Origin of the sequence: Actinophytocola gossypii (assembly GCF_025165815.1) — a bacterium.
GTDB lineage: Bacteria > Actinomycetota > Actinomycetes > Mycobacteriales > Pseudonocardiaceae > Actinophytocola > Actinophytocola gossypii.
This window is the reverse complement of record NZ_JAFFZE010000019.1, coordinates 15,452-32,858: the sequence shown is the minus strand read 5'-3', so window position 1 is coordinate 32,858 and position 17,407 is coordinate 15,452. Positions and strand designations below refer to the sequence as shown.

18 protein-coding genes are annotated in these 17,407 nt (G+C 70.9%); 7 read left to right on the top strand and 11 right to left on the bottom strand.

The window, feature by feature from the left end; genetic code table 11:
- Positions 1 to 2 precede the first annotated feature (2 nt).
- On the bottom strand, positions 3 to 815 hold the full coding sequence (locus tag JT362_RS25480; protein WP_260194274.1) for a peptidylprolyl isomerase: 813 nt from the start codon (positions 813 to 815) through the stop codon (positions 3 to 5).
- On the bottom strand, positions 812 to 4,951 hold the full coding sequence (locus tag JT362_RS25475; protein ID WP_260194273.1) for a glycoside hydrolase family 38 N-terminal domain-containing protein: 4,140 nt from the start codon (positions 4,949 to 4,951) through the stop codon (positions 812 to 814). Before JT362_RS25475 ends, JT362_RS25480 begins: the two co-directional genes overlap by 4 nt.
- 250 nt (positions 4,952 to 5,201) lie before the next feature.
- Here JT362_RS25475 and JT362_RS25470 point away from each other — a divergent pair, with 250 nt between their 5' ends.
- A complete protein-coding gene (locus tag JT362_RS25470; RefSeq protein WP_260194272.1) occupies positions 5,202 to 5,348 on the top strand; it encodes a hypothetical protein in 147 nt (48 codons plus the stop codon).
- Between the two features lie 120 nt (positions 5,349 to 5,468).
- On the opposite strand, the gene JT362_RS25465 is transcribed toward JT362_RS25470, so the two are convergent.
- Entirely contained in the window at positions 5,469 to 6,665 is a 1,197-nt protein-coding gene (locus JT362_RS25465) for an ATP-binding protein (protein WP_260194271.1), read from the bottom strand.
- A 191-nt stretch (positions 6,666 to 6,856) separates the two neighbouring features.
- On the opposite strand from JT362_RS25465, the gene JT362_RS25460 reads away from it, so the two are divergent.
- Positions 6,857 to 7,558, top strand: coding sequence for a CPBP family intramembrane glutamic endopeptidase (locus JT362_RS25460; protein ID WP_260194269.1), 702 nt, complete (start codon positions 6,857 to 6,859; stop codon positions 7,556 to 7,558).
- Between the two features lie 77 nt (positions 7,559 to 7,635).
- Positions 7,636 to 8,133, top strand: a complete 498-nt coding sequence (locus JT362_RS25455; protein WP_260194268.1) for a CHAP domain-containing protein — start codon at positions 7,636 to 7,638, stop codon at positions 8,131 to 8,133.
- 3 nt (positions 8,134 to 8,136) lie between these two features.
- Here the strand turns inward: JT362_RS25455 and JT362_RS25450 are convergent, their stop codons facing one another.
- Positions 8,137 to 9,414: an acetyl-CoA C-acetyltransferase gene (locus tag JT362_RS25450; RefSeq protein ID WP_260194267.1), complete on the bottom strand. Its 1,278-nt coding sequence runs from the start codon at positions 9,412 to 9,414 to the stop codon at positions 8,137 to 8,139.
- Positions 9,415 to 9,523: 109 nt separating this feature from the next.
- Between JT362_RS25450 and JT362_RS25445 the strand changes: the two genes are divergently transcribed.
- Together JT362_RS25445 and JT362_RS25440 are read left to right on the top strand one after the other, a co-directional pair.
- The gene (locus JT362_RS25445; RefSeq protein WP_260194266.1) at positions 9,524 to 10,867 is read left to right on the top strand and encodes a 3-oxoacyl-ACP reductase; all 1,344 of its coding nucleotides are present in this window, start codon (positions 9,524 to 9,526) and stop codon (positions 10,865 to 10,867) included.
- A complete protein-coding gene (locus JT362_RS25440) occupies positions 10,867 to 11,718 on the top strand; it encodes a MaoC family dehydratase (RefSeq protein ID WP_260194265.1) in 852 nt (283 codons plus the stop codon). Before JT362_RS25445 ends, JT362_RS25440 begins: the two co-directional genes overlap by 1 nt.
- Here JT362_RS25440 and JT362_RS25435 read toward each other — a convergent pair.
- Both JT362_RS25435 and JT362_RS25430 read right to left on the bottom strand, forming a co-directional pair.
- Positions 11,687 to 12,256 (bottom strand): dienelactone hydrolase family protein, encoded by a 570-nt coding sequence (locus tag JT362_RS25435; protein WP_260194263.1) that lies wholly within the window; start codon positions 12,254 to 12,256, stop codon positions 11,687 to 11,689. The two genes, JT362_RS25440 and JT362_RS25435, sit on opposite strands and share 32 nt — an antisense overlap.
- Before the next feature lie 169 nt (positions 12,257 to 12,425).
- On the bottom strand, positions 12,426 to 13,061 hold the full coding sequence (locus JT362_RS25430) for a TetR/AcrR family transcriptional regulator (protein WP_260194262.1): 636 nt from the start codon (positions 13,059 to 13,061) through the stop codon (positions 12,426 to 12,428).
- Positions 13,062 to 13,101: 40 nt separating this feature from the next.
- On the opposite strand from JT362_RS25430, the gene JT362_RS25425 reads away from it, so the two are divergent.
- Complete coding sequence (locus tag JT362_RS25425) at positions 13,102 to 13,662, top strand: SCP2 sterol-binding domain-containing protein (RefSeq protein WP_260194261.1); 561 nt, start codon at positions 13,102 to 13,104, stop codon at positions 13,660 to 13,662.
- Here JT362_RS25425 and JT362_RS25420 read toward each other — a convergent pair.
- Positions 13,626 to 13,802, bottom strand: a complete 177-nt coding sequence (locus JT362_RS25420; RefSeq protein ID WP_260194260.1) for a DUF397 domain-containing protein — start codon at positions 13,800 to 13,802, stop codon at positions 13,626 to 13,628. The two genes, JT362_RS25425 and JT362_RS25420, sit on opposite strands and share 37 nt — an antisense overlap.
- A 7-nt stretch (positions 13,803 to 13,809) precedes the next feature.
- A complete protein-coding gene (locus JT362_RS25415) occupies positions 13,810 to 14,655 on the bottom strand; it encodes a helix-turn-helix domain-containing protein (protein ID WP_260194259.1) in 846 nt (281 codons plus the stop codon).
- A 99-nt stretch (positions 14,656 to 14,754) separates the two neighbouring features.
- Here JT362_RS25415 and JT362_RS25410 point away from each other — a divergent pair, with 99 nt between their 5' ends.
- Complete coding sequence (locus tag JT362_RS25410) at positions 14,755 to 15,048, top strand: hypothetical protein (protein ID WP_260194258.1); 294 nt, start codon at positions 14,755 to 14,757, stop codon at positions 15,046 to 15,048.
- A gap of 2 nt (positions 15,049 to 15,050) precedes the next feature.
- Here JT362_RS25410 and JT362_RS25405 read toward each other — a convergent pair whose 3' ends face one another.
- From JT362_RS25405 to JT362_RS25395, 3 genes are all read right to left on the bottom strand, one after another.
- Positions 15,051 to 15,839 (bottom strand): hypothetical protein, encoded by a 789-nt coding sequence (locus JT362_RS25405; protein ID WP_260194257.1) that lies wholly within the window; start codon positions 15,837 to 15,839, stop codon positions 15,051 to 15,053.
- 134 nt (positions 15,840 to 15,973) lie between these two features.
- A complete protein-coding gene (locus JT362_RS25400) occupies positions 15,974 to 17,005 on the bottom strand; it encodes a hypothetical protein (protein WP_260194256.1) in 1,032 nt (343 codons plus the stop codon).
- A complete protein-coding gene (locus JT362_RS25395) occupies positions 16,947 to 17,336 on the bottom strand; it encodes a hypothetical protein (RefSeq protein WP_260194255.1) in 390 nt (129 codons plus the stop codon). The genes JT362_RS25400 and JT362_RS25395 overlap by 59 nt, the downstream gene beginning before the upstream one ends.
- Between the last annotated feature and the right edge of the window lie 71 nt (positions 17,337 to 17,407).

Here is a 17,407-nt window from a genome sequence, read left to right as displayed (position 1 = left end):
TATCAGTGTCGGTGCGTGTTGTCGGGCTGTCCGGGATCCCCGGGGTGCTCGAAGCCGTCGGCCAACCGCACCGACTCCGCCATCCGCCGGTCGAGCCAGGCCGTGAACGCCCGCCGCCGCGCGCCGAGCAGCAACCGCGCTCGCACGTCCTCCCGGACCTCGTCCAGCCCGAGCGTCCGCGCCGGCAGCACCTCCACCACCAGCACCCGATGCGTCCCCACCGCGTCCTGGACCGGCCCGACCACCGAGCCGGCCCCGGCACCGAACACCGCGTCCCCCAGCACGCCGCCCAGCTCCCCACGCCGCACCGTCCGCGCCGGTCGCGCCACCGGGTCGGCGTCGCCCATCGCGTGCCGCACCACCCGTCGCTCGGGCACCCGGAACTCCTCCGGGTTCGCCCGCCAGTACCGGGCCACCACGTCGTCACCCACCTCGACGTCCCCGGTCACGCCGACGAACACCGCCCGCGCGACCGCACTCCGCGCCAACAGGTCCGCCGCGACGCTCCCCACCCCGAGCATCCCCGCCCGATCCGGCACCAACTCACCCAACGCCGGCGCCGAACCCCCGTCGATCCCGCGAGCCGCCGCCTCCCGAACCACCACCCGCTCCGCCGCCAGCACCTGCACGATCCACCGCCGCAGCTGCCGCCCCTCACTCGACCCGGCCCGCGGCAGCGACGCCGTCAACCGCCCGCTCCGCAGCGCCGCCTCCCGCCCATCCACCTCCGCGACCTCGACGACCTCCCCGTCCACCCACGCGACGGCCCCGGACCGCCCCGCCGGCGTACCCCGGACACCGAGATTCCCACTCACGCCACCACCTCCAACGCCACCGCCGGCGAGTACAACAACCGCCCCGCGCCGGCCACCCGCACCAGCGCCCACCACCGCCCGGCCGGCGCCCCCGCCGGCGGCGTCACGTCGAACCCCAGCTCGACCTCGCCGCCCCCGGCCACCTCCGCCCCCACGACCCGCGGCCCGACCCGACCCCACGTCCCCCACGGACTCACCACCGCGGCCTCCACCGCGACCGGCGCCCCCGCCGACGACGCCACCCGCACCGCCAACCGGCCCGTCTCCCCGGCCCGCACCCGCACCGCCGACGGCGATCCGACCAGCCGCAACACTCCGTCCCCGACCGGCGCCCCCACGCTCACCATCGCCACGTCCTCCACCGCCTGCCGCCAGCTCGCCGGCAGCGACCCGACCGGCTCCACCGACGCCCGCACGGGATACCGCCCGGCCGCGACCCCCGCCGGTGCCGTCACCGTCACCGACGTCGCCAGATGCTCCCCGGGCGGCAGTCCGAACGGCACCTCGTCCGGCACCGCCACCCACCCGTCCGGCACCGCGAACCGCACGAGACCCGCCAACTCCGCGTCCACGCTGTCCGACGCCACCGTCAGATCCAACGACACCGACCCGCCGGGCACCACGTCCGCCAGCGTCGGCGCCAGGTGCACCGCCAGCGGCAGCCCGCCCAGCGGCGCCGGCCCCCGGTTGTGCAGCCAGTACTTCGCGAACAGCGGCCCCGCCGGCTCCGCCTCGACCCCGATCGCCGGACCGGCCACATCGGACCAGGACGGCCGCGCCAGCACCGTCACCGCGTCGCACCCCTCGATCGGGACCGAAAGCGACGACAACCCGGAACCGCGCTCCTCCAGCAGGTTCGCCACCGCGACAGCCGAGAACGACACCGCGTCCGACGACACCCGCGCGGTCACCGGATCCCCGGTGTGCGCGACCAGCCGCAACGCCACCCCGTCGCGCGGATCCGCCACCGCGGCCGACCCGCGCACCAGCGGGTTCCCGGCCGCCTTCACCGCCGCCACCCGCACCCGGTCCGCCGGTTCGACCGCCACCAGCGACCCCGACACCGGCAGGCCGGACCCCGAACCGACCACCGCGTGCAGCGGCCGGCTGAACTCCGCGCTCGTCGCCGCGATCCCGGCCGCCCGCCAGTCCCCGTCCCCGGCGGCCACCGCGTACTCGAACTCGTGCGTCCAGTGCTGCAGCTGGAAGTTCGACCCGTCCGGCACCGTCCGCCGCGGCGGGTCGATCCACACCCCGGACGGCCACCCGGTGCACGACCGCAGCAGCGACGCGTGCAACGTCCCGGACGTGTCCACCGCGAACCCCGGCAGCCCCCGGTTCAGCACCGCCACCGTCCGCTCCACATAGGACTCCTGGCCCGGATCCCCGGACCCCACCTCGACGATCCGGTCCGCCAGATCGTCCACAACGGATCGGACGAGCCCCGGCAGGTCCGCACCCGACAGCACCAGCACGCCGAGCGCCCGCGCGTCCTTCAGGTCCGCGCTCGGCTGCCACACCTCACCCAGCGGCTTCTCCGGCGGCACCCACGCCACCCCGTCGCCGACCTCCCCGTACCGGTCCACCACCTCCGCGGTGAACGCGTTGACCTCCGCCCCGCCCACCGAGATCCGCACGTCCGGCAGGTTCGAGTCCACCCCGAGGTCCCCGTACCGCGCGCCGTCCGCCGCCGACACCGTCGAGGTCACCCCGCAGCGCGCCAACGCCACCGCCAGCTCCCGGACCAGCGGCGCCGCCTCGTCCAGCGACGGCACCACGATCTCCGCGACCCCGATCGGCCGCAGCTCCCCGTCCGCCAGCCGCAGCGCCGCCGCCGACGACAACCCGAACCACGTGTGCGCCGGGTTGTCCAGCGTCCACGGATGCACCGCCGAGTCCACGTCGACGAGCCCGAACCCGCGCCCCACCACGGCGTTGCCGACCTCGCTGACCGGCAGCGCGCCCGGCACCGGGCACGGCCAGCGCACCCGCAGCAGCTGGTCGGACCCGGTGAACTCGTCCACCGTCGTCACACAGTCCACCCGGGACACCCCGTGCCACAGCGTGATCGTCTGCGTGTACCGGACCGGCCCCACCGACCCGGACACCGTGATCCGCTCCCCGAGCGGGCACCGCGCCACCTGGACCGAGGCCGCCGACGCCGCCGAGGTCACCACCGGTCCGCTCGGCACCAGGTGCCACGGCCCCTCGCCGAACCGGGGGTGCTGCGGGTACTCCTCGTACACCGCGAGCTCGTTGCCGACCCGCCCGGCCGCGATCAGCTCCCGGCCCCGGTCGAGCAGGCTCGACACCCCGCCCCCGCGCGCCGGGTCGACGGTCACCCGGAACCGATCCGACGACGCCGTACAACCGTCGACCGCGGTCCACCCCCGCTCGTCGAGCGAGGCCGCGCGCAGCAGGTACGCCCGCCACCCCATCGACGGCACGTCCGAGGCCAGGAACGTCACCCCGCCGTCGGTGACCAGGCACGGCAGCACCGACCCGTCGGCCGCGACCACCTCGACCCCCGGCCCGAGCGGCTCCGGCGGTCGCACCGTGACCACGTCGGTCCGCGCATGGCTCAGCGAGTTCCACACCACCACCGGCACCCCGTCGCCCGGCACCGCCGACACCTGCCCGGACAGCACCGCCAGCGCCCGCTCCCGCACGTCGACCGCCAGGTCGTGCGCGTCCCGCCAGCTGGTGACCAGGTCCAGGTACACCTGGTCGGACTCCGAGCCGGTGATCCCGTCGTGGTGCGCGCCGTACGCGAGCTGCACCCACGCCTTCGCCAGTGCCGCGTCCGGGTACGGCGAACCGCCGAGCAGCCGGGCGAACACGGCGAACGCCTCCGCCTCCAGCGTCGCGACCTCGGCCGCCCGCTGCGCCTGCTTGGTGTCGATGTAGGAGACGTCCTTGCCGGTGTAGATCGGGTTCATGTCGCGGGTCTGCGGCGTGGGGGAGACCCCGCGCGCGGCGTAGCTCTCCCGCACCGCGGCGAAGAAGTCCCTCGGCAGCGAGCACACGAACCGAGGCCACACGTACTTCTCCGCGAACGCCCGGTGCACCTGGGTGACCCACTTGTTCGGCGGCGTGTAGTCCCCGCCGACCGGCAGCAGCACCTCGCGCGTTCCGGCGACCTTCCGCAGCTCGAGGAACACCCGGTAGGCGGCCGCGCACGCCGACTCCAGGTCGGGCGCTGAGTCGAGCTTCCAGCCGGAGCCGTAGTGGTCGGTCATGTACGAGGTCAGCAGGCCGCGCCCGGACGGCGACACCCACTCGAACTCGCTCGGGAACTGCATCCGCGTCTGGTCGCCGTTGCCGGCCATCGGCCCCCACTGGTGGAACGGCCCGCGCGCCCAGGACGACGAGGTCAGCCCGGCGTCGGCGCCGAGGCCGGGGAACGCCGGGTCGTGGCCGAACGCGTCGAGCTGCCAGGCGGTCGCCGGGTCGCCGCCGAACACGTCGCGCTGGAAGCCCATGCCGTGCACGAAGTTCCGCACGGTGGTCTCCGGGTCGGTGAGGTTGGTGTTCGGCTCGTTGTAGGTGCCGCCGAGCACCTCGACCCGGCCCTCGCGGACCAGCCGCCGCAGTACCTCGCGGTCGGCCGGGAAGGTGTCCCAGTACGGCTTGAGGTAGTCGACCTCGGCCAGTACGAACCGGTACTCCGGCTCGGCGAGCGCGAGGTCGAGGTGCGCGCGTACCAGGTCGAACCCGGCGAGCTGCCGGGCGCCGCGCGGGGAGCCGGGGAAGTCCAGGGCGTCCCAGGAGACGGTGTAGGCGGCCTGGGTGTTCCACCAGACCGGGTCGTAGTGGAAGTGGCTGACCATGTGCATCGTCCAGCCCGGCTCGGCCACCACGAGGTCGAAGTCGACCTCGGCCCGGTCGCCCTCGGACATCACGACCGCGCGCGCCGGCAGCCGCTCGCCCGGGGCGGCGTCGCCGGTGTCGACCCCGACCTCGACGGTCACTTCCCCGCGCACCGCGAGCTCGACCGGAACCGGTGTGGCGACGCGGTTTCCCTCCACGTGCACACGCGCGGTACCACCGCCGGCGAAGGACACCCGGACAACCTGCGACGGACTGACGACCGATCCGACGAACAGTTCGGTCGACTCCACGGAGACAGCAGCCATGTCACGCACCTTGGTGGCCCGCCCCCCGAGGGCACAACCATGCGCATCGATGCGATGCGGTTCTCTACATGTGTCTAGTGATCGAACTAGACGGTTGGATACTTCGCGATGTCCGGACGTCTCCAGGAAGGCTCCGGTGAATCTTCGGTATGTGCCGCACCTCACCGAATAATCGTCGGCAATCGGGTGTTGGAACAGGCATAATGCTCAGTGCTGGAGGAACCAGCAGGAGCCCTGTCGAAGGAGTGCAATGAACATCGCCGCGAAGATCCGAGCCCGCCGCGTCGAGGCCCGCAATCGTCGTGCGGTGAACCACGCGATCGCCAACGCGACGACGCCGGCCATGCGTGACGAGATCGTGCTCATGGCGCAGCGCCAGCACATGCTGCCGCGCTAGCCGGAAACTTTTTCGGTGGCCGTGTAACGCCTCCCGACCCGGCCACGATGAACCGGTTGACCCCGTAGTGCTGGCGGACCCCCGACCTGGCAGCACTACGGGGTTTCCATTTGTCCGGGACTAGTCGTCCATCGTGAGCAGGTACCGCCCGAAGTGCGGCACGGTGAACGCGATCCGCCCCCGCTCCGCGGAGTAGATCAGCCCCTTCTTGATCAGCGAGTCCCGCGCTGGCGACAGCGACGACGGCTTGCGCCCAAGATGCGTGGCGATGTCCGAGGTCGCCGCGCCCTCGTCGGTCTTGCCCTTGGTCAGCTCGGCCATCGCCCGCAGGTACTCCCGCTCGGCCGGCGTGGCCCGCTCGTAGCGCGACCCGAAGAATCCGACGGCCAGCTCACCCTCCGCCTCCGGCGCCGCGACGGCGACGTCCTCCACGGTGATCGGGTCGCTGGCCGCGGCGTCCCAGGCGGCCTTGCCGTAGGCCTGGATGAAGTACGGGTACCCACCGGCCGCGTCGTACAGCGCGTCCAGCGCCTCGTCGGTGATCCCGGCCTCCTCCCGTGAGATCGGCGCGAGCACCGCGCGGTCGGCGTCGGTCCGGTCCAGCCGGTCGATCCGCACGTACCGGAACAGCCGCTCGGAGTAGGACTTGCTCGCCGACAGCACGGCCGGCAGGTGCGGCAGCCCGGCGCCGACGACCACGAACGGCGCCCCCGACTGGGACAGCTCGTGGCAGGCCGCGCACAGGGCGGAGATGTCGTCGCCGACGACGTCCTGCATCTCGTCGATCAGCAGCGCGACCCCGGTGCCGACGTCCTGCGCCAGCTCGGCGACGTCGGTGAACAGCTCCACCAGGTCGATCTCGATGTCCCCGGAGTCCGCCCGCCCCTGCGTCGGCGGCACGTCGATGCCCGGCTGCCACCGGTCCCGCAGCTTCGAGTCGCTCGGCGAGGCCCGCAGCGCGAACGCCTTGAGCACCCCGAGCACGTGCTCCACCCGGTCCGGCGCCCGATGCCGCACGGCCAGGTCCCGCACCGCCCGGTGCAGCGCCGCGGACAACGGCCGGCGCAGCCCCGCGTCCGGTCTGGCCTCGATCTTCCCCGCACCCCAGCCGCGGCGCACGGCCATCGACCTCAGCTCGCCGAGCAGCACGGTCTTGCCGACGCCGCGCAGGCCGGTGAGTACCAGGCTCCGTTCCGGCCGTCCCCGAGCCACCCGCTCGAGCACGACGTCGAAGGCCTGGACCTCCTTCTCCCGCCCGGCCAGCTCGGGCGGCCGCTGCCCGGCACCGGGAGCGAACGGATTGCGCACAGGGTCCACGATCGAACCGTATCGAGGTTTCTAGCGAGAACCCGATATTGCGTCAGAAACCCCGACCGGCGTGTCGCCGGTACGCATTTCTCGGACTGTATAGCGAATCATCTATAATCGTCGATACATCTCGATTACCGGTCCCCTTCCACCTGGCTTACGCTCTCTACCTGGGCTTTTCGTCGGAGAAGGGTCGCGGAATGGTCGACGACGACTTCCCGTTCTACAACGGCCGGCCCGCGCTCGTCACCGGTGGTCGCTGGTGGATCGTGCTGCTCGGCGTGCTGCTCGGCTTCGCCGCGCTCATCGCGCTTCCCGTGCCGGGCCTGCTCGGGGTCTGGACGCGGGCGATCCTCTTCGTGGCGATCCCGCTCGTCGTCTACGCCCGCGTCGTCCCTGGCCACTGGACGGCCATCTTCCGCCGGCTCCGGTTTCGCGACCTCGGCACGATGGTCCTGTTCGCCCTGCTCAACCTCGTCATCATGCTCGTCCTCGGCGTTCTGCTGCTGCACGCGGCCGGTCTCGCCGCCAACCCCCTCGGCGACGACCTCGCGAAGATGCCGACCGGCGAGCGGATCCTGACCTTCCTCGCGATGGTCCCCCAACTCTTCGGTGAGGAACTGTTCAGCGTGCTGCCGTTCCTCGCGCTGCTGTACTGGCTGCACCACCGGCTCGCCCTGTCCCGGAGCACCGCGGTCGTCGTCGCCTGGCTCGCGACGGCCGTCATCTTCGGCGTCGCGCACCTGCCGACCTACGACTGGAACCTCGTCCAGTGCTTCGTCATCATCGGCACCGCGCGTCTGGTGCTGCTGCTCGCCTATTTCCGGACCAAGAACATCCTGGTCGCCGCTGGAGCGCACATCCTCAACGACTGGGCCATGTTCGGCCTCGCTCTCGCCTGACGCTCTGGTCCCGGGCGAGCGCGGACGGTAACGTGCAGAACCGTCAGTTGGAAAATTTGTCTCGTCGGGGAGACCTTGTGAACAGGTATCTGAGCAAACTGGCCCGCGCCACCGCGATCGGCCTCACCGCCGCCGCGATGGCCATCGTCCCGCTCACCGGGACCGCCACCGCCGCACCCGCGCCCGCGCCGGCGCTCGCCGTCCAGGCCGATCCGGGCGACGGCACCATCGAGGGCGCCATCCAGTGGATGGAGAACCACGCCGGCGCCACCGGCTGGGAAGGCTACTGCGAAATGGCCGTGGAGAACGCCTACGGCACCACCGGCGTCTGGCCGTCGGCCATCGCGCACTGGAACGGCGCGGTCAGCGTCGGCAAGGCCCACCCCGGCGACTGGAACGCCCCGCGCGGCGCGTTCGTGTACTGGAACACCAGCCAGTACGGCCACGTCGGCATCTCCGACGGCAACGGCGGCTTCTACTCCACCAGCGTCGCCGGCGCCATCGGCCACCGCGCCGACAAGGGGTACTTCGTCAACTACCTCGGCTGGAGCGACGCCCAGGTCCCGCAGGGCTAGGCATCACGCGGCCTCCAGGATCGCGGTGACCCCCTGGCCGCCCGCCGCGCAGATGGAGATCAGGCCCCGGCCCGATCCCTTCTCGTGCAGGAGCTTGGCCAGGGTGGCCACGATCCGCCCGCCGGTCGCGGCGAACGGATGGCCCGCCGCCAGCGACGAGCCGTTGACGTTCAGCCGCGACCGGTCGACCGCCCCGAGCGGCTCGTCCAACCCGAGCCGCGACTTGCAGAAGTCCGGGTTCTCCCACGCCGCCAGCGTGGCGAGCACCTGCGACGCGAACGCCTCGTGCAGCTCGTAGAAGTCGAAGTCCCGCAACGACAACCCGGCCCGCGCCAGCATCCTCGGCACCGCGTACGCCGGCGCCATCAGCAGCCCCTCGCGCCCGTGCACGTAGTCCACCGCCGCGGTCTCCGAGTACGTCAGGTACGCCAGCACCGGCAGCCGCCGCGCCGCCGCCCACTCCTCCGACGCCAGCAGGACCGTCGAGGCCCCGTCGGTCAACGGCGTCGAGTTGCCGGCGGTCATCGTCCCCTCGGCACCGCCGAACACCGGCTTGAGCTTCGCCAGCTTGTCCGCCGTCGAGTCCGGCCGCAGGTTCTGGTCCCGGGTCAGCCCCAGGTACGGGGTCAGCAGGTCGCCGAAGAACCCGCGCTCGTAGGCCGCCGCGAGCTTCTGGTGCGACGCCGCCGCCAGCTCGTCCTGCGCCTCCCGGCTCACCCCCCACTCGCGGGCGGTGATCGCCGCGTGCTCACCCATGGACAGCCCGGTCCGGGGCTCGGCGTTGCGCGGGATGTCCGGCACGATCTGCCCCGGCCGCAGCTTCGCCAGCGCCTTCAGCCGCGCGCCGACCGACCGCGCCCGGTTCAGCGACAGGAAGATCTGCCGCAGGTCCTCGTTCACCCCGAGCGGCGCGTCGCTGGCGGTGTCCACCCCGCCCGCGACGCCCGAGTCGATCTGCCCCAGCGCGATCTTGTTCGCCACCTGGAGCACCGCCTGCAGTCCGGTCCCGCACGCCTGCTGCACGTCGTAGGCCGGCGTCTCCGGCGACAGCCGCGAGCCGAGCACGCACTCCCGCGCCAGGTTGAAGTCCCGGCTGTGCTTGAGCACCGCGCCCGCGGCGACCTCGCCCAGTCGCTCGTCCTGCAGCCCGAAGCGGCTCACGAGACCATCGAGGGCGGCGGTGAACATGTCCTGGTTCGATGCCGTCGCGTAGCGGCTGTTCGACCGCGCGAACGGGATCCGGTTGCCGCCGACGATCGCGACCCTACGCACCTGATCCATCCCCGACTCCCACCCCGATCTCATCGACTGACCTTCCGGCTGGCACTCCCAACCTACTCGCGAGTAGGCTCGCCGTCGAGTGCGGCCCCGAACACGGAAGCGGAGCAACATGACCGACCGCTATCAGCAGTTTGCCCGGTCCGGTGTCGGCCGGCTGGTCGTGCGCCGGCTCGGCCTGCCCAACCCGACGCCGCTGCGCCGGTACCGGCTCGGCGACCCGCCGCTGAACGGCCCGGCCCTGGTCGGCGCGGCCCGCGACGGCCGACTCGACGTGGTTCCGGTCCTCAAGTCGGCCGGCATCGAGGTGCTGACCCAGCCGGCCGACGGCGAGCAGGCCAGGTACGCGGCCCTGGTCTTCGACGCCACCGGCATCGACGACCCCGCCCGGCTGCGCGAACTGCACGAGTTCTTCCACCCGCTGATCCGCTCGGTCGGCACCTGCGGGCGCGTGGTCGTGCTCGGCACGCCCCCGGAGACGGTCGCCGACCCGCGCGCGGCGGTCGCCCAGCGCGCGCTCGAGGGCTTCACCCGCTCGGTCGGCAAGGAGCTGCGCCGAGGCGCCACCGTCCAGCTCGTGTACGTCGCCCCCGGCGCGGAGTCGTCGGTCGAGTCGACCCTGCGGTTCCTGCTCTCCGGCCGGTCGGCGTACGTCGACGCCCAGGTCGTCCGCATCGGCACGCACGCCACCACGACCGCCGAGCCGGACGACTGGGACCACCCGCTGGCCGGCAAGGTCGCCCTGGTCACCGGTGCCGCCCGGGGTATCGGCGCGGCCATCGCCGAGGTCCTGGCCCGCGACGGCGCACACGTCGTCGCCCTCGACATCCCCGCCCAGGGCGACGAGCTGTCCGCGGTGGCGAACCGGATCAACGGCACGTCCCTGCAACTGGACATCACCGCCGAGGACGCCCCCGAGACCCTGGCCGCCCACCTCGAGGAACGCCACGGCGGCGTGGACGTCTTCGTGCACAACGCCGGCATCACCCGCGACCGGACCCTGGGCAAGATGAAGCCGGAGGCGTGGGACGCCGTGCTGTCGGTGAACCTGGCCAGCCAGCTCGCCGTCAACGACGCGCTGCTGGCGTCGGACACGCTGCGCGCGGAGGGCCGGATCATCGGGGTGTCCTCGATCGCGGGGATCGCCGGCAACGTCGGCCAGACCAACTACGCCACCAGCAAGGCCGGCGTCATCGGCATGGTGCAAACGTTTGCCCCCACCCTCGCCGAACGCGGCGCGACCATCAACGCGGTCGCCCCCGGCTTCATCGAGACCAAGATGACCGCCGCCGTGCCGCTGTTCATCCGGGAGGCCGGACGCCGAATGAACAGCATGTCCCAGGGCGGCCTCCCCGTCGACGTCGCCGAGACCATCGCCTGGCTGGCCGGCCCCGGTTCGGGCGCGGTCAACGGCAACGTGGTCCGGGTGTGCGGCCAGAGCCTGCTGGGGGCGTGATGCCCGAGCTGCGCGAGTCCCCCAACCTGGCCGCCCTCTACCCGAAGGCGGTGCTCACGGGTTTCCGCCGCAAGGGCGGCGAGCTGCCCGACACGTCGTACACCCTGCCCGCGGTCGCGCTCGACCCGGAGCACCTGGCCGCGTACGCCCGGGTCTGCGGCTTCCGCCTCACCGACCAGCTGCCGGCCACGTACCCGCACGTGCTGACGTTCCCCCTGCAGATCAAGCTGATGGCGGCCCCCGACTTCCCGTTCCCGCTCGCGGGTTCGGTGCACATCGCCAACCGCATCACCCAGACCCGCCCCCTCACCCTGGCCGACCAGCCGGACCTGCGCGTCCACGTCACCAACCTGCGCCAGCACCCGCGAGGCCAGCAGTTCGACATGGTCTCCGAGGCCGTGGTCGCCGGCGAGCCCGTCTGGTCCGACGTCAGCACCTACCTCCGCCGGGGCGGCGGCTCCGGCGACCGCTCCGAACGACGCGAGCCACCGCCGTCCCCCACGGCGATCTGGCGCGTCCCCGAGGACACCGGCCGCCGCTACGCCGACGTCTCCGGCGACCGCAACCCCATCCACCTGCACAAGCTCACGGCCAGGATGTTCGGCTACCCCCGCGCCATCGCCCACGGCATGTGGACGAAGGCGAGGTGCGTTGCCGCGCTGGAAGGCCGCCTCCCCGACGCGTACACCGTCGACGTCCGGTTCAAGCTCCCCGTCCTCCTACCCGCCAAGGTCGCCTTCCAGGCCACCCCGTCGGCGGACGGCTGGCACTTCACCCTGCACGACCCGAAGAAGGGCAAGCCGCACCTGGCCGGCACGATCAGCCGAGAAACTCCAGCACCCGACGCGTGAGCAGCGCGGTGGCCGCCCGGTCGTGGGACTCCAGCGAGGAGTCCGCGAACAGATGCTCCTTGCCCGGGTAGAGGAACAACTCGGCCTCCTCGGTGGTCCCGGTCAGCTCCCGAGCCGCGTCCAGATCCCCGTCGTCGACGAACAACGAGTCCCCGTCCATCCCGTGCACCTGGACGGGAACGCCCGCCGGCCACCCGTCCCCGAACTCCGACACCGGCAGGCAGGAGTGGAAGAACAACGCGCCCCGCGCCCCCGCCCGAGTCTGCGCGAGCCGCTGCGCCGGCATCACCCCGAGCGAGAACCCCGCGTACACCAGCGCGTCCCCAAGCCCGTCGACCGCGGCGAGCCCCCGCTCCAGCACCGTGCCGAACCCGGTGCGCTTCGCGTAGCCGATCCCCTCGTCCAGAGTCGCGAAGGTCTGCCCCTCGTACAGATCCGGCAGGTGCACGACGTGCCCCGCCCGCCGCAACTCGTCCGCGAACTCCCGCACCCCGGCCGTCAAGCCCTGAGCGTGGTGGAACAGCACAACCTCAGCCATCGCCCGCGCACTCCCGTCGGCCAGTCACTTCGAACGATCCGCGATGCTGCTCGTAGATCGCGACGTCCATCTGCTCGGCGTCCAGTACCGCCCGCCAGTGAACACCGGCAGCGGGCGCGCTGACGGGGACGCCGCCTCCAATCGAGAGCACCATGCCACATGGTGTCGCCTACGCGGGACTCCACACCCTGCCTTCCACCAGGTCGCCGAAGCCCATCCAGGCCAGGTTCATCAGGCGGGAGGCGATGACCTTGCTCGGCACCTCCGGGTGGTCCAGCCACCAGTCGGCCAGTGACTCCGCGGCGCCGACCAGCGCGGCCGCCAGCGCCTCGGTCGCGTTGTCGTCCAGGCCCTTCTTCGTGGCCGTCCGGACCAGCAACGTGTCGACGAGGCTGATCGCCCGGCGCCGCATCGCCAGGAGTTCCTCGCTGAACGGGCCGCCCTGGGAGATCGCCTGCCGGTGCAGGACGCGCCAGCTCGCCCGCTGCTCGCCGACGTAGTCGAAGAACGCGCGCAGCCCGTGCCACAGCTGCATGTCCGGCGGCAGGTCGAGCGGCACACCGCCGGCGACCGCGTCGAGCAGGTTCGCCGACTCCCGGTGGATGCACGCGGCGAACAGGTCCTCCTTGGAGCCGAGGTAGGCGTAGATCATCGGCTTGGAGACGCCGGCGACGTCGGAGACCTCGTCCATCGAGGCGTTGTGGTAGCCGTGCGCGGAGAAGACGCGGACCGCCGCGTCGAGGATCTGCCGTTCACGCACCTCGCGGGGTAACCGCTTGACCCGCCGACGCTCGTCCACGCTCATGCCCGGAACTTTACTCGCAAGTAGATATACGGTGGCCCCCGTGGACATCGACGCGTTCGCCCGCTCCGTCGATCCCCAACTCCTCGACGACGCGCAGTTCGTGCAGCTCATCGACGTGCTCGACATGCTCGGCCGGGTCGGGACCGGGATCGAGTTGGCGACGATGCGCACCGAGACGTTCGTCTGGTTCGTCTCCCGCGCGTCGACGAGCCAGCTGGAACTGCTGATGGCCCACGAGCACCTGCGGCACGTGGTCCTCGACGAGGTCTTCCGCCGCATGCGCGAGCACCTCGACCCGGCCCGCGCGGCGACCCTGCGCGCGGTGGTGCACTGGCGCTTCACCGGCGGCACCGGCGACGGCGGCTACGACCGTTTCGAGACCGTCATCGACGCCGGAACGTGCACGAGCGGCCGCGAACCCACGGCGGACGCCCGCGTGACCCTCACCCTGTCCCCGGTCGACTTCCTCCGCGCGGTCACCGGCACGGCGCGGGTGGTCATGCTGTTCATGCGCGGCAAGGTGAAGGTGCGGGGCGACCTCGCGTTCGCCGCCGGCCTGATCAACTACTTCGACCTGCCGAAACCGTCACACAGCCCCTGAAACGCCGCCCGCGGAACCACGAGGTGCCCACCCTCCGGCCGTTTGGAGTCCCGGATGCCCACGGTGGGTCGGGTGGCGCGGTTCGTGACCTCGACGCAGTCGGCGGTCTCGGAACTGTAGCTGGACTTGCGCCACTCCATGTCTGTCTCACTTCTTGTCGTAGTCGGCCGCGATAGTGGCCAGGAGTTCCCTGGTGTCCGCGGGTTCCAGCGCCACGGCCTTCAGCGTATCGGCCAATGGCTGAAACGGGTTGGTGTCTTCTGGCTGGTCCAGGAACCCGGACGCCTGCTTGTGCTCCAGGTGCACGATCGCCGGTGCCTTGTCGAACTCCAGCAGGAGGAACGGTCCGTAGAGCGGATAGCCGCCTCGGTCGAACGGGATCACCTGCACTGTCACGTGTGGCAGGTCGGCCAGTTCGATGATCCGGCGGAGCTGCTCGGCCATCACCGCGCGACCTCCGAACGGGCGTCGCAGTGCTGCTTCGTCGATTATCGCCTGATAACGCGGGGGCCTCCTGCGGGTCAGCACAGTCTGTCGTCCAGCTCGTGCGGACACGCGCGCCTCGGTGTCCGCATCGGACACGCCGGACGCCTCCATCAGCGCACGGATGTAGGCGTGCGTCTGCAGCAGACCGGGCACAACCAAGGGCTGGAAGTGAATGATCCGGGTGGCCTGGGATTCGAAGGTGATCAGCGTGGGCAGTTGCCTCGGTAGCGCGTTCTGACCGGTCTCCCACCAGCCCGCGGGGTTCGCCGCCCTGGCCAGCGCGAGCACCCGTTCCCTCGCCACACCGGTGACTCCGTACACGATCATCAGCGCGGACACCTCTTCCGAGCCGGGTTTCCTCGTCCCCAGCTCGTTCCGGTTGAGACTCGCCGACGAGATCCCCAACGCGTCGGCGGCCTGCCGGGTCGTCAGCCCGGCCGCCCGCCGAAGCTCCCGCAACTCGTTCGCCAACGCGCGTGCCCGCGACGCACCGTACTTGTCCGCCATAGGAAGATCCCACCAGAATGCCCCCCGGACAAAAATGACACGATCGTGTGCCCTGTCTCAGAATTGGAGACATAAACAGAACGTGCCAACGTGACCGCCATGAAACCCACCGAGGAATACACTCCCGACGAATGCGTCGCCCTCCTGACGGAATGGGCCGCGACATCACCGAGCGCACGCTTCGTCGTCATCGCCATCGCACCGGACGGCACCGACGCCGCCCTGCTCGGCTGGGGCCTCGCCCTCCCCGACTACGCCTTCACCCACCTACCCGAACTAGGTCTGCACGGCGCCTTCCGCTCCGCCGACCACCTGCTCCGCCTCCTGAACCGCACCCTCCACGCCCGCATAGCCTGGATCGACCCCACCCCGGAAACCTGGCCGGAGGCATGACCTCAACCACCCGGCAGGTCAGGCTCGTCGGGCCCGTACAGCAACGGCCGTTGCGGCGTCACATCGTCCGGCGGCGGCTTCGCCAGCACCGGCACCATCGTCTCCGCGAGCTCCTTCGCCCGGGGACACGTGTCCGCCGAGACCGACGCCAGCAACTCGGCATCCGGCGAGGCATAGGACGTGCGCGATGACCCGAGGCTCCAATGGACGAAGCAGCCGCGCTCGCCGGCGAACTCGCCTTCGTCGATCCACACGGTGGTGTCACCGATGGCACCGCGTTCCGCGTACTCAGGTGCCGTCTCGTACCTCAGCCGCAGCTGAGATGAGCCGTCCGGAAAGTGACAGAAGTCCATGGCGACAGGAACAACCTGTTCGTGTTCACGCTCGGCGACAGCTGCCCGCACCGCGCCGCACGCGTCCCAGCTCGCCTCGTCCTGAACCGGATCGGCGAGCGCCGTCGCGAGGACGGTCGCGACACGCAAGGCCGGATCGCACAGTGCGCTGCTCGGCTGGGTGCCGAGCGCGTCCACGCTAACCCCGATCTCGAAGCTCACCGGAAGCACGACTCGGCAGTTGAGACCGGGCTCGCGCGTCACATAGGCCTTGGCGTCGGCGACAGTGCGTGCGGACATCGCCCTGCGGCTCGCCGGACTCGACGTGACCACGGTGATCTTGACCGGGTTCGGCGTCGTCGCCACATCACAGGAGAACGGATCGGCCGAGGTCAACCGCGAGTCGACACCGGGGTCGACGGCGGCACACAGGTCGATCCGCCGCAGCGCCGCCAGCACGGCACGCGCGTCCCGATCCGTTGGCACGGCGGAACTCGTCGCCGGAGTCCGGGTGTCAGGTGCCGGCTCGGGTTCCGCGGCGGTGCACCCCACCACGCCAAGAGCCACGACGACGGCGAGCAGTGGACGAAGCCTCATGCCGAATGCTCCTCGACGAACTCGTCGATCTTCGCGGCGTCGAACTGGGCGATCAGGTCCTCGACCTTCCGGTTGAGCTCGGTGACCGCCGCCGTGGCGTCTGCCATGTTGTCGGCCTGGACACGCATGTAGGACTCCACCAGGTCCCGCCACCAGAAGCCGCCGACCGTTCCGCGCTGCTCCTGGCGCAATCCCTTGGTCGCCTGCATGAACGTCTCCGACCAAGCCGCGCCGACAGCGGCCTGCACCACCGGAAGGACTCCGCCGGCTGTCATGTAGGTGACCGTCCCGGCGGCCAGACCCGCCAGCACCACACCCATGACGTCCAGGGAGATGCCCTCAGGCTTCGAGTGGAACTTCTCCTCGAACGCGTTGACCAGCTCACCCGCCGCGGTGTCCAGATTCCTGCGCAGGGACTTGATGATCACAGCGTATTGCGGGCCGACGTCATGGAACTCGGCAGCGATCTTGTTCAGCTGATTCGCGACCCGCTGGAGGTCTCCGACGAACTGGTACGCCTTTCGGGCCGCCTCTCCGGTCCAGTGGTCCTCGGGAAAGTGCGTGGCGAGCACGGTCGTGTACTCGTCACCCAACCACCACACGTTCTTGATCGCGGCGGCGCTCGTCGCCAGGACACTGCTCGGTCGTTCCACTTCCTGGGTGGACACCGCGACCATGAAGTTGAGGAACTGCCACAGGTAGTAGCCCTCGATCACCGACTCGTAGGGCAGGTCGGCCGGTTCGATCCTTCCCGGGGTCTGGCTGGCCTTGGTGACGCGTCCCGGCTCTTCGCGCTTTGTCCCGTCGTTGTAGATCACGGTGCGGTCGTAGTCGTGGAGGTCCGGCCGTAGCAGCCATTCCACCCACGCCGCGAGTCGCTCGGCGTTGTGTCCGAGCGTCGGATTGCCCTGCAGGCCGTTCGTCGCGAGGTACTTGTCGTAGTCGGGATCCTGGGGATAGTCACCGCGATCAGGAGGCGCCATGATCGCCCCCCGGACGCTGCGGCGTGATCTGGTCGGCGATGTCATGGAACCGGCCGGCGGTGTCGGTCTCGAGTTGGCCGTACAGCTTGTGACTGTCGCTCAACGCGGTCTCGATGTACTTCAACCGCGCGGTGATCACCGCGTGTACTCGCTGAACCCTGCTGTAGAGCGTGGCGTAGTTGCCGAGCAGTGTCCGGCAAGCTTCGGTGAACTCGCCCGGACCGCCCGAGTCGATCGGCTTTCCTACCAGCGTGTCCACGGCGATGTTCCCCGCTTCGAGTTGGACAGCCATGTCCTTGTACGAATCCGCGGCGGTCGAGACCTGCTCGATGTAGTACGCGAGCGTGTCGAGGTGAACTGAGAAACCTTCTTGCACAATGCCCCCATATCCGACGCACACAGTGTGTGCATCACGACTCTCAGTGCTCAGATTAGCAAGGTCGGGGG

Excerpts from the sequence above, each read along its gene's own strand:
- JT362_RS25475 (WP_260194273.1), bottom strand. The coding sequence starts at position 4,951 with ATGGCTGCTGTCTCCGTGGAGTCGACCGAACTGTTCGTCGGATCGGTC.
- JT362_RS25470 (WP_260194272.1), top strand. The coding sequence starts at position 5,202 with ATGAACATCGCCGCGAAGATCCGAGCCCGCCGCGTCGAGGCCCGCAAT.
- JT362_RS25460 (WP_260194269.1), top strand. The coding sequence starts at position 6,857 with ATGGTCGACGACGACTTCCCGTTCTACAACGGCCGGCCCGCGCTCGTC.
- JT362_RS25450 (WP_260194267.1), bottom strand. The coding sequence starts at position 9,414 with ATGGATCAGGTGCGTAGGGTCGCGATCGTCGGCGGCAACCGGATCCCG.
- JT362_RS25445 (WP_260194266.1), top strand. The coding sequence starts at position 9,524 with ATGACCGACCGCTATCAGCAGTTTGCCCGGTCCGGTGTCGGCCGGCTG.
- JT362_RS25440 (WP_260194265.1), top strand. The coding sequence starts at position 10,867 with ATGCCCGAGCTGCGCGAGTCCCCCAACCTGGCCGCCCTCTACCCGAAG.
- JT362_RS25435 (WP_260194263.1), bottom strand. The coding sequence starts at position 12,256 with ATGGCTGAGGTTGTGCTGTTCCACCACGCTCAGGGCTTGACGGCCGGG.
- JT362_RS25430 (WP_260194262.1), bottom strand. The coding sequence starts at position 13,061 with ATGAGCGTGGACGAGCGTCGGCGGGTCAAGCGGTTACCCCGCGAGGTG.
- JT362_RS25420 (WP_260194260.1), bottom strand. The coding sequence starts at position 13,802 with ATGGAGTGGCGCAAGTCCAGCTACAGTTCCGAGACCGCCGACTGCGTC.
- JT362_RS25415 (WP_260194259.1), bottom strand. The coding sequence starts at position 14,655 with ATGGCGGACAAGTACGGTGCGTCGCGGGCACGCGCGTTGGCGAACGAG.
- JT362_RS25410 (WP_260194258.1), top strand. The coding sequence starts at position 14,755 with ATGAAACCCACCGAGGAATACACTCCCGACGAATGCGTCGCCCTCCTG.
- JT362_RS25400 (WP_260194256.1), bottom strand. The coding sequence starts at position 17,005 with ATGACATCGCCGACCAGATCACGCCGCAGCGTCCGGGGGGCGATCATG.